Origin of the sequence: Prevotella sp. TCVGH (genome assembly GCF_023522295.1) — a bacterium.
Classification (GTDB): Bacteria; Bacteroidota; Bacteroidia; order Bacteroidales; family Bacteroidaceae; genus Prevotella; species Prevotella timonensis.
The window spans coordinates 1-13,283 of record NZ_QFFX01000017.1; the positions used below are offsets into that span (position 1 = coordinate 1).

General features: G+C 44.6%; 8 protein-coding genes, 1 other RNA gene and 1 riboswitch. Of the genes, 2 read left to right on the forward strand and 7 right to left on the reverse strand.

Going from position 1 to position 13,283, the window contains the following annotated elements; all coding sequences use genetic code 11:
* Nucleotides 1-483: 483 nt before the first annotated feature.
* The gene (locus DEM91_RS04815; protein WP_249858153.1) at nucleotides 484-3,075 is read left to right on the forward strand and encodes an endonuclease MutS2; all 2,592 of its coding nucleotides are present in this window, start codon (nucleotides 484-486) and stop codon (nucleotides 3,073-3,075) included.
* A gap of 105 nt (nucleotides 3,076-3,180) precedes the next feature.
* Here the strand turns inward: DEM91_RS04815 and DEM91_RS04820 are convergent, their stop codons facing one another.
* From DEM91_RS04820 to ssrA, 6 genes are all read right to left on the reverse strand, one after another.
* The gene (locus tag DEM91_RS04820; RefSeq protein ID WP_195252216.1) at nucleotides 3,181-4,191 is read right to left on the reverse strand and encodes an alpha/beta hydrolase; all 1,011 of its coding nucleotides are present in this window, start codon (nucleotides 4,189-4,191) and stop codon (nucleotides 3,181-3,183) included.
* Between the two features lie 243 nt (nucleotides 4,192-4,434).
* Entirely contained in the window at nucleotides 4,435-6,501 is a 2,067-nt protein-coding gene (locus DEM91_RS04825) for a TonB-dependent receptor (RefSeq protein WP_195252215.1), read from the reverse strand.
* Between the two features lie 68 nt (nucleotides 6,502-6,569).
* Nucleotides 6,570-7,220 (reverse strand): thiamine diphosphokinase, encoded by a 651-nt coding sequence (locus DEM91_RS04830; protein WP_249858154.1) that lies wholly within the window; start codon nucleotides 7,218-7,220, stop codon nucleotides 6,570-6,572.
* Nucleotides 7,217-7,801 (reverse strand): nicotinamide riboside transporter PnuC, encoded by a 585-nt coding sequence (pnuC, locus tag DEM91_RS04835; RefSeq protein ID WP_249858155.1) that lies wholly within the window; start codon nucleotides 7,799-7,801, stop codon nucleotides 7,217-7,219. The genes DEM91_RS04830 and pnuC overlap by 4 nt, the downstream gene beginning before the upstream one ends.
* A gap of 67 nt (nucleotides 7,802-7,868) precedes the next feature.
* The gene (locus tag DEM91_RS04840) at nucleotides 7,869-10,175 is read right to left on the reverse strand and encodes a TonB-dependent receptor (protein WP_249858156.1); all 2,307 of its coding nucleotides are present in this window, start codon (nucleotides 10,173-10,175) and stop codon (nucleotides 7,869-7,871) included.
* 79 nt (nucleotides 10,176-10,254) lie between these two features.
* Nucleotides 10,255-10,354, reverse strand: a riboswitch (TPP riboswitch).
* Between the two features lie 149 nt (nucleotides 10,355-10,503).
* Nucleotides 10,504-10,903, reverse strand: a transfer-messenger RNA (tmRNA) gene (gene ssrA, locus DEM91_RS04845).
* A gap of 621 nt (nucleotides 10,904-11,524) precedes the next feature.
* On the opposite strand from ssrA, the gene DEM91_RS04850 reads away from it, so the two are divergent.
* Nucleotides 11,525-12,373 carry an alpha/beta hydrolase gene (locus DEM91_RS04850; RefSeq protein ID WP_249858157.1) on the forward strand — a complete coding sequence of 283 codons (849 nt, stop codon included), beginning with the start codon at nucleotides 11,525-11,527 and terminating at the stop codon, nucleotides 12,371-12,373.
* Between the two features lie 60 nt (nucleotides 12,374-12,433).
* Here DEM91_RS04850 and DEM91_RS04855 read toward each other — a convergent pair whose 3' ends face one another.
* Entirely contained in the window at nucleotides 12,434-12,862 is a 429-nt protein-coding gene (locus DEM91_RS04855) for an HU family DNA-binding protein (RefSeq protein ID WP_249858158.1), read from the reverse strand.
* Nucleotides 12,863-13,283 lie beyond the last annotated feature (421 nt).

Consider the following 13,283-nt stretch of genomic DNA (forward strand, 5'->3'; position numbering starts at 1 on the left):
CTAAATCGTTACCAGTTTAGTCTTATCAACAAGGTAACTTATTTATTTTCAATCAGTTGTAGTTTAAGAATTATCTTGAACCGCTAAAGCATTGTTTCAACAGCACTTTTTTGCCCATTTTCACCACAAATTGAGTGAAAAAATCGTCGCTACATTTGCTCAATTCGCATAACAGATTGTGTCAAAAGCAGTTATAAAACTTTCTCAAAACTCGCGTATTTGCAACCAACGGAACAGTTGGTTCAAAATACGCGAGTTATGAAGCACCTTTTGTTAAATAATTTGACAGTTTATTTTTGCATCACATGCCGCATATATCAGTCATTTTTTCTTGATAATTTTTCTTGTTGATGGATTCAATTTCAGATCACCAAATGCGCGAATGAGGACATATAGATGCACGTTTTACGTTGCGTGAACAACCTTAACTTGTTGTTTCAACTTTCACATGGCTAAACAAGGAAAAATGTGTAACTTTGCAACATGATTTATCCACACAACTTTGAAAGCAAAATTAGCTTCGATCAAATAAGGGCAATGCTCAAAAACGCATGTTTATCGACCATGGGACAAGAACTGGTTGATAGGATGACTTACTCCACTCGCATAGAAGAAATTAGCCAATGGCTGCAACAAATCTGCGAGTTGCAAAGAGTAATGGAAGAAGAGGAGCGGTTTCCGCTACAATATTTCTTCGATATGCGGGCTGCTTTGGCACGCATACGATTGGAGAACACACACTTGGAGGAAGAAGAACTGTTTGACTTGCGTCGCTCTTTAGACACCATCTTTCGCATGGTGAACTTGCTCAGACAAGGCGAGGATGGAGAAAACTTGTCCGATGAGTCGTCAAATGGTGAGGACACCGACTCGGCACCCATGCCCTATCGTTATCCGGTTTTATCGAAGCTAACGGAGAAGGTGACGTTGTTTCCACAAATCCTACAGCGTATTGACCAGATATTGGATAAATTAGGACATATTCGTGACAACGCCACACCTGCCTTGGCACAAATTCGTATGGAATTGAAGCGAGCCGAAGGGAGCGTTTCGCGCACACTCAATAGCATCTTGCGCACTGCACAGAGTGACGGACTTGTCGACCAAGACGTGGCTCCTACCTTACGTGACGGTAGGTTGGTTATACCTATTGCTCCCGGCATGAAGCGCAAAATAAAAGGAATTGTGCACGATGAGTCGGCAACAGGACGCACCGTATTTATCGAACCTACCGAGGTGGTAGAAGCCAACAATCGCATCAGAGAGCTCGAAACCGAGGAGCGCAAGGAGGTAATACGTATCTTGACAGCCGTGACGCAAAGCATCAGACCTCGTATTCCGCAACTGTTGCAGGCATACCGCATGTTAGGAAACATCGAATTTATTTACGCTAAAGCACAATTGGCAAAACAAACAAAAGCCATAGCCCCCACGATTGAAGCGCAACCACTCATCGACTGGATAGGTGCGGTGCATCCCTTGTTGCGCCAGTCGTTAGCCAAACAAGGCAAGAAAGTGGTGCCATTGGACATTACACTGACTGCCGAGAAACGCATCCTCATCATCTCTGGACCGAATGCTGGCGGTAAATCGGTGTGTCTCAAGACCGCCTGTCTACTGCAATACATGCTACAATGCGGACTGTGCATACCCGTTGGCGAACGTTCGAAGGCAGGGGTGTTTGAACATATCATGATAGATATTGGCGATGAACAAAGCATTGAGAACGATTTGAGTACCTATTCGAGTCATCTTCTGAACATGAAAAACATGATGAAAACGGCAAACGACCGCACGCTATTACTGATTGACGAGTTCGGAACGGGCACCGAACCGCAGATAGGAGGTGCCATTGCCGAGGCAGTGCTACAACAGTTTTGCGACAAAAAGGCGTGGGCAATCATCACCACACACTACCAAAACCTGAAACATTTTGCCGACTCGCACCCCATGGTGGTGAATGGTGCGATGCTATACGACCGCCACGAGATGCAAGCCTTGTTCCAATTGGCGATTGGACAGCCTGGAAGTAGCTTTGCTATTGAGATAAGTAGGAAGATTGGCTTACCTGAAGAGGTGATTCGTCAGGCATCCGAAATCGTTGGAACAGATTACATCCAAAGCGATAAATATCTGCAAGATATCGTGCGCGATAAGCGATATTGGGAGAATAAACGCCAAACAGTTCGGCTACTCGAGAAAGAATTAGAGAGAAAAACGGCACAATATGAACAGGACATCAAAGACTTGGAGCAAGAACGAAAATTGATTGTCAAGCGTGCCAAGCAGCAAGCGGACGAATTGTTGCAAGAGAGTAACAAGCGAATAGAGAATGCCATTCGGGAAATAAGGGAGCAGCAGGCAGAAAAAGAAGCTACCAAAAAGATACGCCAAGAACTGAAAACCTTTGAGAGGGGGTTGCAACAAGAGACTACAAATGCCAAAAGTGGCGTGATGAGCGATGAGGATTTTGCCAAAAAGGTAGCGCAAATGAAACAACGCAAGGAGCGAAGAGAGAAACGAAAAAATGACCGTGAAGCTCAAAAACAAAAGGAAGAGCAAGCCAACAAACTGGTTGCTGCAACCAAAAAGAGTGCTGACACCTTTGCTGTGGGCGATGAAGTGCGCATGATTGGACTGACAACGGTGGGAACAATAGTGCAGGTAGAGGGGAAAATGGCTACTGTAGTCTTTGGCGATATGCGTACCAAGGTACGGATCACCCGATTGGAACATGCGACACAAACATTGGCTTCGCCCTCTCGTGAAGAACGATTAGGGGCGGTGAAGGTAAGTAGAACAACACGCGACACGATAGACACGCATCGAAAAGCATTTAAGCAAGAGTTAGATGTGCGAGGCATGAGGGGCGACGAGGCGTTGAATGCCGTACAGTATTACATTGATGATGCCATTTTAATGGGAGTGAGTCAGGTGCGCATCCTGCATGGGAAAGGCAACGGTATCTTGCGCCAACTCATTCGTGACTATCTCGCAAGCGTCCCCAACGTGGTGCAATATCGGGACGAACATGTACAGTTTGGTGGGGCAGGCATTACAGTTGTGGAACTTTGAAAATGATGTCGAACGAGAACTGACACTCCTTTCTTCCGTTAGATTACCGAACCACACAGGAAGAGTAATCCTCCAAGCAAGCACACGTCAGGTCGTTATGCAACATCAATAAGCGCTGTTCAGAAACAGAGCGACACTTTTCACGGCTTCATGAAAGGCAGTAGGTTGTCCGGGTACGGTAATAAACAGGTGTGTGGCAGTGGGATATACCTCATAAATAACAGGACGATGAAGTTTTTTCAGTCGACATACCAGTTCTTTGGTTTGGTCGAACAAGATATCATGACCTGCCGAAATAAAGAGAGCTGGTGGCAATTGGCTCAACATCTCGTCACTTGCCAATCCTACGGACGCCAATGGATGCCGCACTTGCTGCCCACCATAGGCTTCATTAAAGGCTTCAAGTAGTTCGGCATCATTGCCATAACCTTTCCCATACGTTTTCCATGAATCGGTGTGTTCGGTAAAAAGCTTTGTAACAGGATAAATAGGTATCACTTTGGAAATTCCTTGTACCGACAAAGCCGTTGCCAAAGCCAAGTTGCCACCAGCACTATCACCCCCTATCGCTATTTGTATAGTATCGCATCCCCATTCTGCGGCATGCTTGCGAAGGTATTTTATGGCTCTTTGGCAATCTTCCAAAGGGGCTGGGAAAGGATGTTTGGGGGAGAGTTTGTAATCGAGTGCTGCCACAACACAATTGGCTTCTATAGCAACCGCAGCACAAAATTGTGCACAACTGTTAATACTACCAAAGCACCAACCACCACCATGCAAATAAAGCAAAAGGGGACGCTTTTGACGCACAGCGTTTTTGGGCATATATATACAAATGTCGGGTGTAGGATAAAAAGCATGTAGCGAATCAGGCAACTTGCTTGCATGGTTCCTACTCTGTCGTATTTGCTGTAATTGTGTGTCATCTCCATTGATTGCTGCACGTACAGCCAACATTTGAAGATGTTGCAATCCCGGTTTCATCTGAGCTAAAAATGTTTGTTGTTCTTGCAACATCTTTTGCTGCAATACAGAATCAACACTTGCACCTTGAACACTTTGGAAAGGTAAAATCATTTGTAATAAGAAGAAAATGTAAGTCAATCGTTCTTTCATGAAACACGGTATTGATGATATATACCAAGGAAACTCTCCCTTGTAACTGCAAAGATACTCATTTTTTGAAAACAATGGCTCTCATCCTACAAATAACATACCGCTTTTCTACCCTTCACTAAACATGATTGTAAGGTGGAGGAAATGGCAGAATGCAATGGCTGTCAACAGCAAACGTAAACAGGAGGCACTGTTAGAACCTCCTGTTGACGACTATCATAATAGTAAATAAAAGATGAACTATTATAAGGTAAGGGCAGCACCAGCCACGATCCAAATTCCTGGTTGTGGCACATTGCCTGCGTCCATGTAGGTCTTGTTCAAGATGTTGTTGGCATTGAGATACGCCTTCCAGTTACTTTCGTTCCACGTCAGACGTGCATCCACCACGCTATAAGGTTTGTACGAGTGAGCCACTCCCTCTCTGTCCTTGTAGCTTCCCATACGGTCAAGATAGCGGCAAGACAAACCTAAATCCAATTTACCAATGAGATGCAGCTGTGCATCAGCCACAAACTTGTGCTTGAGATACTCCAAGACATATTTGCTGACAATGCCTTTTTCCTCCTTGTGGTCTTGATTGATAAAGGAATAACCTAAAGACACTTTCTTCAAGAAACGCTGTGATGGCAGAATGTGTAGGAAATTAAAGTCGAAACTACTCTCAACACCCAATGAATTGATAACGCCAAAGTTGACACTTTTCCACACTAATTCATTTTTTTCATTGCGTGTACCGTCTTGTATCCAGTCTATCAAGTTTTTGTGATGATTGTAATACACGGCTGCCTCGGCATTGATGTAAGGGTTGCCAAACTTGATTCCTCCTTCGAGGGCGGACAGTTCCTCTGGTTTAAGGTGCTTGTCGGCCTTGTGACCACCTACAGAATAGAACAATTCCGTCATGGATGGCATACGCAGCGAGGTGTTGTATGAGGCATAAAGCTTGAAGGCATCACCGATGCGATAGCTCATATCTACCCCGGGATACACGCGCATGTTCATGTTCGCCTGACTGTTTTTCACGGCAATCAAGCCCACCGAGAGCGTGAACCTATTGAGTAGCACATTATGTTCAAATACAAATTGCGTATTGGTGCGTTGCAATCCGTTGGTGTACTGACGGTCAGTGCCATGAATGTGCTGTGGGTTCTCGAGCTTCTCCCCAAGGTTTCCACTCATCAAGTCTTCGTGTCTCAGCTCAGCACCAAAGGCTGTTCTACCTCCAACCCAATCAAAGTAGGCATTCAGATTGACGCCATACACGTCGGTTCGGTGGTAGTTGAACGGATATTTGTTAGGCTCTCCACGAAACAACTCGAACCTATCCATGCCCCGGTTCCAATAAACAGACGGGCGAAGGTGAAATTTACCTTGCTTGTTCTCAGCCTGTATGGCTGTGAACGTCTTGAAAGTATGCTCAAATTGGTTGTCCCATTTCACGCCATAGAACGTGTTTGATCCAAAATCTTTCAAGCTCATGCCGGCATGCCATTTTACATCAACCCAACTGTCTTGATAGCTTCCTTGATAAAATGACTTGAACGTACGATAATCAGCATTCAGGTTTCCTGCCTTGCTGCGTGAATAACCATCGCTTCGAGTAGCCGAGAGAGAAAGCTGGTTGTTCCAATTATTACGGGCGATGTTGCCCCTTAGACCTGTGGAGAGATAACCATATGAGCCACTTTCCATACGAGCTGTGAGTGAAGTGCGGGCTGCTGCCTTGGTGACAATGTTGATGGCACCTAATAAAGAAGATGTGCCATAAACCCTACCTGCCGGGCCTTCCAAGACTTCTATGCGTTCGATTTCGCTCAAATCGACAGGAATGTCGAACACATTGTGCGCGGTTTGCGCATCGCAGATATTGATACCATTCAACAGAATGGTGACCTGCTCCGAGTTTCCGCCACGGATACCCACATCGGTCAATGCTCCCAAGGGACCTTTCTGGCGGACATCTACCCCTATTGCTAATTTCAATAGGTCATTCACACTTTGTACCGGAGCCGATTCAATATCCTTTCGGCTCAGTACAGTTACCATTCTCGATTGCTGACTGACGGTCAGCGGAGCGCGAGAGCCTGTGACGACTACTTCGCTCAGTTTCACTGCTTGGCTTGTAAGTAGGTCATTTGGCAAGTTACGGCGTACACTTACACCGTCTGCCTTTGCGTAAGTCAATGTGCTTACGCTAAGAACACTAATCAAAACTTCTTTACCAAGAGCAGCGAAGAGCGAATATCCTTTGCGATTAAAATGCTTGAACCACAGCGGACTGCGCTTGTTAAACTGTTCTTTTACCATTGTTATTTATTAAAAAATCGCTGCAAAGGTAAAGATTTTTCGCGATTTTTTAAGACTGCATGTCTGGTTTATTTGGGCTCGTGGGTGCGATAAACCAAATAATCTCCATCGGATTGAATGCTGAACGATGCACCTTCTGCCTCGTTAAGCGTGCCTTCCCACCAACTTTGATAGGCATGCGATTGCCAACGCAAACCCTTATTTTCGATACGATGGCATGAGAAATTAAAAATACTTACTTGTTGTTTGGCAAACGACTCGAAGGTGCAATCGCCATGACAAGGCACAAACGTGCCGTAATCGGTCACCATGACAGGCTGCACGCCGTAGGTTTGAAAATAACGCAACAATAAGGAGATGTTTCCCAAGGTATGATCTTCGCGCTTTCCCGTTGCTCCCAAATAGGCGATGCGGTTGTAGTTGCGACTGACACAATAACGGGTAGCCTTGGTAAGGTCGTTGTCTTCCTGCTCATGCTCAACATGCAGCACGTCATGAAATTGTCGTTTGGCAGCCTCAGACATCGAGTCACCATCGCCAACCACGGCTTCTACCTTATTATATAACGAGGGATGCAGCAACTCGATGGCGCTGTCGCAACACACGATGCGTGGCGCTTGTTGCAAGATTTGGGTGGGTATAGGGTGCTGCGGATAATCACCGCCTGCCAAAACCACCACGTCGAAATTGGTTGATGAGTTGATGAGCTGATAGTTCATGACGCTACTTGTTTCATCATCGACTTCCACTTAAAGTACCCTAACACGGCAATAACGACATAAAGTCCGTACAGTCCTGCCTTGAAAGGAATGCCCTTGTACACATACAGCGCAGTGCAAACCACATCGACCACTATCCAAAAGAGCCATTGCTCTACATACTTGCGCGCCAAAGCCCATAAGCCAACGAAGCTGAGTGCATTGGTAAAGCTGTCTAATAAAGGTACGTTGCTGTTGGTAAAGCGCACCAACACATAATAAGTAACGCCCCACGCCAAGGCGAAGAACGCGAAAGTGGGCAGATAATGCTTGCCGGGCATGTGCGTAATGGGCAGTTCTTGCTTTTTTTGATTGAAGAGCTTACTGCCCCACTTCCACGCAATATAACCGTAAATAGCAGCCAATGTGTAATACACTGCCATGCCCGCATCGCCGTATAATCCATGGTTCCAATACAAAAACACGTCCATGGCAGGCATCACAATGCCCACTATCCACAGCCAAATGCTAGCTTTATATTCCAAATAGATATAGACAAGCCCCAAAATGGTAGTGACTATATCCAACCAATCGAATGTCATGTTATAAAAATAAGCCCACCCCCTTGTGCTTTTCTTCGCCAAAGAGGTGGGTAAGATTTGATATTTATCAGAACGTCAATGACAAGTTTGCCATGAAGTTGATGGGAGCCTGTGGCGCAAAGCCAGCCATATACTGTCCGTTTTTGCCATAGGTAGCTACAACGTTGCCTTGTGCATCCTTCTTAAAATCAGGTGCTGCCCAGCCGTTATTGTCGTATTTGGCACTGAAAAGGTTGTAGACGGTACAGCCAACGGTAGCCTCTTTCAAGCCCAACTTGTGACAGGCAAAGGTGTAAGCCACATTGAGGTTGGTGGTAAAGATGCTGCCCAACATCATGCTCACGTCAATGTCTTGACGGTTGTCGTCTTTGGTTTGATAGCTTTTCAGTCCTGTATTGGTGAGATACTGCTCACCGATATACTGCGTATGAACATTGGCAGACAACCCTTTGTAGTTGAATGAGAAGATGTTGTTGAAGATAAGATCTGGAGAAAAGCTGGTAGGTGTGTCGCCCAAAGAAACGTTCTTCTTGTCTTCCAACTTCACCATCCAGTCCTTAACACGGTTCTTGCTGAAGGTGGCATTAACGTTCCAAGTGAACCAGTCGACAGGCTGCCAAGCCGATTCCAATTCAATACCCATGCGATAGCTACGACCTGCATTCTTTGTCTTCATCTCACCGATGGCATCCAGTTCGCCAGTGAGCACAAATTCGTTGCTATAATTCATATAATACAGGTTGACACCTGCGCTGTATTTGGCACTGGCAAACTGGTAACCTATTTCCAAATCGCCTAATTTCTCTGCCTCCAACTTGGTGTCAAGGTTTTGCTCAAAACTGTTGCGAGTAGGCTCTTTGTGCGCAATGGCATACGATGCATACACGCGGTTGTTGGCATCAGCCTGATAATTGAGTCCAAACTTAGGATTGAAGAAATTGAACTTTTGGTCAAGATTGAAGACAACCTGCTTGTTATTGTCGTCCCATGCGTCGGAAAGACCTGTCATCTTAATGCCCACATGACGATATTGCAAGTCGGCAAAGGCACTCAAACCCTTTACGAACTCCCAGTTTACCTTTCCGTAAACATTGCCGTCCACCTTCTTGGTATCGTTGTTGTAATACTCGTTATCAGGCTCCAATGTGGAGGGTCCCATTTGATACACCTTCTTCTTTTTGCCCTTGGCATCTTTTATCTGATAGAAAGGTGCACCCGTCCAAATGACTTTTCCAAAGTGACCGCCCACATATTTGTTCCAACCGCCACCGATGTTGGCAGTCAATCCACGGTTGTTGTCATAGTTAATGGAACCTACAGCACCATAAAAATCGTTGTCCATCTTCTTTTGGCGCACTAAGTCGCCCAACAACTTGGTGTCTTTAGACAGATGATATTGATACCAATTGCCTTTTCCTTTGTACTGCTCGTAGTATCCGTTGCCCTTGGTATAGTGCAAGGCAACGTTGAGTTTCCATTGGTCTCCAAGCAGTTGACTCCAATGCAGCTGGTAGTTTTGCTGGTGGTAGTTATCCGTTTGTCCGTCGTAATATTTCACGTTACCCTCGGCATCGATATACTCACCGGCCGAATTGTAGGTGCGTCCGTACAAACTTTGCTCGTATTTGGAAGCGTAGTACCATGCGTGATAAGTACGTTCCACGCCATTGAAGGTAACAAACTTCACCATAGTGTTGTCCGAGAAGTAGCCCGCTTGAATGAAATACGAATTGAGTTTGGTGGAAGCACGATCCAGATAGCCGTCGCTACCGATATCAGAAAGGCGCCCTTGTATGCCCCAATGGCCACCGATAAGCCCTGTTCCGAAGCGCAAAGTCTCCTTGTGCGAACCGTAACTACCGCCCGAAAGGTCGATGCCGAAGAATGGTTTGGTACCGATATTCTCGGTCTGCATGTTCAAGGTAGCGCCAAAAGCACCCGCACCATTGGTAGACGTACCAGCTCCACGTTGCAGCTGCATGCTCTGCACACTCGAGGCAAAGTCGCTCATGTTCACCCAAAAGAGGGTTGCACTCTCGGCATCGTTCTGCGGAATGCCGTTCACCGTGATGTTGACGCGTGAAGGGTCTACGCCACGCACACGCAGAGAGGTGTACCCAATGCCGTTACCCGCATCCGAAGTAAGGGTAATTGATGGCAAGGTAGACAGCAAGAACGGAATGTCCTTGCCATGGTTCATCTGCTTGATTTGCTTTTGTGTCAAGTCCGAATGCGCCATAGGCGTCTTCTTGTTGGCACGAGTAGAAATTACTTGTACATCCTGTAACTCGTAAGTATGCAAGGTGTCAATAGGTTGCACCGCATACACGTTGGCGGCAGTCATTGCAAACACTGCCCATAAAAACTTTTTCATTGATAAAAATAAGTCATCAATAAATACATAAATAAGGGAGAGAGCAAGTGCAAAGTTTTACAGTTAAAGAACTTCGCCCACTTGGCTTCTTGGTCAATTCCTACGCTGGTATTACCCAGATCAGGTCAGAAGGTTTGTTCTCAGCCCACGAATAAAAGTGAGCACCCTTAGCTTACTGTTTGTAAACCGACGGCAAAGGTATGACTTTTCTGTAAGATTTGCAAAAAATAGTTGAAAAAACAAAGGTCGCAATCATTCATTCTTCATGAGCAAGATATGCTACCCAACAAAAAAGCCCATCAGTAACTTACTGACAGGCTCTTGCAGAATGTGGAGCTGGAGGGAGTCGAACCCTCGTCCAAACAGGGAAACCATATGCTTTCTACACGCTTATTCTGGCCTTTAGTTTTCGTGTTATGGCAAGACCCAGACCACCAACCATAACCTTATCCTCTAAAAATTCATTTGCCGAGCGAGGCATCAACAAACTATTTCCGATTTACCTGCACCGCTCAACCCTCAGATTCGGAACCACATCCTTGGAGCGATGTCTCGTCCCATCAACTATTGACGGGATAAAGCCAGTAATCTACTGTACTTCGATTAGGCAGCGAGAGCGTAATTGTTTTCGCCAATTAAATTGTTGCCTGCTAAGATTTAGGAGCCAACAAACCATGCTCCGCGTGCTTACATACCATTTCATCCCGCTGTCAAATCCAGTCAACCCCAAGATGATTTCACTACACCAACGTGATGAACGTGAAAAAGTGGTAGTATCAAGAACAAAGTCCACGAATCTCTACAACTATTTCTTGTGAAGAGCGTTCCAGTCTTTGCCCCTGATTTGCAAAGATACAACTTTTTCATGGTTTTGCAAATAGAATGTGAAAAATCTTGCTTTTCACCCTCAATTGATAAGGCTTTTTTATCTCCCCACCCCATCTGGTTATAAAAAAATATATACCTTTGTAAACAGCTCTTGCATTTTAGGGCAATGTTGTTGAACAACAAATGAAACCAATACAACAAATAAACGAAACAAGACAATGAACGCAAGCGTTCTGCAAATGAAACAAATCTGTCGACATCAACATGTTGTACACCTTTGCCAAATTCGTTTCATTCGGTGAACGCCAGCGTTCATTGATTCCAGCAATCGGATTTGTTTCTTTTGTTCAATTTGTTGTTAAAACAAAAGAACATGATTGTTTTTGACAACAAACGACCAATATAAATGAAAAAACCATGACCTTTGTATGGATGCAACAGGCGTTGGGCTACTGACAACCTTTGCATTCTTTAGTCATTGATACAACCTAAAAATAGTTATAAATTAAAACAATAGTACAATGAAAAAGCTTTTTTTATTCGTCTTTCTCTTTTGGATAAGCTCACCATTATGGGCTGGCAAGGTGATTACCGACAGTATTCACAGCAATGTGCTGGATAGTACGATGACCTACAATGTCTATTTACCCACAGGATATGAACTGTCGTCACAAAAGTACCCCATTGTTTACTTGCTGCATGGGCTGTATGGCACTTATAAAGATTGGGCTTCGAAGGCAAACATGAAAGAAGTAACCGACGAATTGATAGAAACTCAGGAGGCTGTGCCTATGGTGATTATTATGCCCAATGCAGGAAATCCTGATGTAAGGAATCAGTGGAATGGCTATTTCAATATGCCTGGTTGGAACTATGAAACGTTCTTCTTTACCGAACTGATGCCTGCCGTAGAGAAAAAATATCACACCTACACGGACAAGAATCATCGTGCCATTATGGGACTCTCAATGGGCGGAGGTGGTAGTACGGTGTATTGCCAACGCCATCCCGAGCTTTTCTCGTCATGCTATGCCATGAGTGCTTGGTTAGACAACAAAGAACCAGAGGTTGCCCCACATGGGAAAGACAAATTGTACTATGTTTCTAAATCGGTACGTGACCATTCGGCAATTGATTTCATCACGAACGCTGACGAAACAACGAAACAACAGCTGCGCTCTGTTCGCTGGTTTTTCGATTGCGGAGATGACGATTATTTAGTTGACCTATCCTTTAAGATTCACCAACTCTATGCCAAAGCAGGCATCAAGAGCGAGCTTCGCATTCGCAATGGCGTGCACAATTGGGAATATTGGCACAGCTCATTGCGACTTGCCCTTCCATTTGCTTCGATAGGTTTTAGAAAGTAACAGTGCGGAAGACGATAACAACCGCTGTTTTAACCACAAAAGAAGACCAAAAGGCACGCTCTATGAGTGCCTTTTGGCTTTTCCCGGAATCCATTCCACCTCCACATCTTTACTGAAATTTTGCTGAATAATACCCGTATGTGCCAGTCTATTGCCGGCTGGTAAAAATTTACATTTAATGCGACGAATATGCTGATGGATATTGAAGTCGGTTTGTTGGGCTACCAAATCGCTTTCTACCGTCAGATGAAAACGACCGAAGCCATCTAACACCACCGTCTTTCCATCAGACAGTTGCTGTTTTAGCTCGTCCACCAACTCGGTAATCAAGCCCTGTACTTCGCCTTTTTTGAAGGTAGTGTTCGATTCAATGATGGTTGCCAATTCGTCCGTGTGAATTTCACCTGTTGACACGACCTTGGCATACCATTTACTTTGCTGCACTTTGTTTTTGAATTTTGACTGCATTAGTCTAATCAATATTGACATGGTTTCATGGTTTTAAGTGGTTGATACATGATGATAACAGTAGAAAACAGACTATTTTGGAGTATAAAACAGACTATTTTATCTCGCAAAACAAACTATTTTTCACTTTTCATCCTATGAGATACAAAGTTAAAAGCAAAACCATTGATTTGCAAGCATCATCTTTCAATGCATGACGCATTCTTCCTTTTTTCAGCGGATATGCCTATTATTTGGGGTCGTTAAAACTATATTCAGCGTTTTTTAGACGCAAAAAAGAGGGAAAAGTTGAGAGTTAGTGCACATCTTACGCAGTCTCTTCAATAAATATTGTTACCTTTGCAACATTTAAGTAAAAAAAGAGTTAATAATATAAACGGCGGATGAAAGAGAAAGTTTTTTAAGATAGAATAGACCTGAACCCTCCTTCCCGCTTTGCAGA

Coding starts and splice junctions, on each gene's coding strand:
- DEM91_RS04815 (WP_249858153.1), top strand. CDS start 484: ATGATTTATCCACACAACTTTGAAAGCAAAATTAGCTTCGATCAAATA.
- DEM91_RS04820 (WP_195252216.1), bottom strand. CDS start 4,191: ATGAAAGAACGATTGACTTACATTTTCTTCTTATTACAAATGATTTTA.
- DEM91_RS04825 (WP_195252215.1), bottom strand. CDS start 6,501: ATGGTAAAAGAACAGTTTAACAAGCGCAGTCCGCTGTGGTTCAAGCAT.
- DEM91_RS04830 (WP_249858154.1), bottom strand. CDS start 7,220: ATGAACTATCAGCTCATCAACTCATCAACCAATTTCGACGTGGTGGTT.
- pnuC (WP_249858155.1), bottom strand. CDS start 7,801: ATGACATTCGATTGGTTGGATATAGTCACTACCATTTTGGGGCTTGTC.
- DEM91_RS04840 (WP_249858156.1), bottom strand. CDS start 10,175: ATGAAAAAGTTTTTATGGGCAGTGTTTGCAATGACTGCCGCCAACGTG.
- DEM91_RS04850 (WP_249858157.1), top strand. CDS start 11,525: ATGAAAAAGCTTTTTTTATTCGTCTTTCTCTTTTGGATAAGCTCACCA.
- DEM91_RS04855 (WP_249858158.1), bottom strand. CDS start 12,862: ATGTCAATATTGATTAGACTAATGCAGTCAAAATTCAAAAACAAAGTG.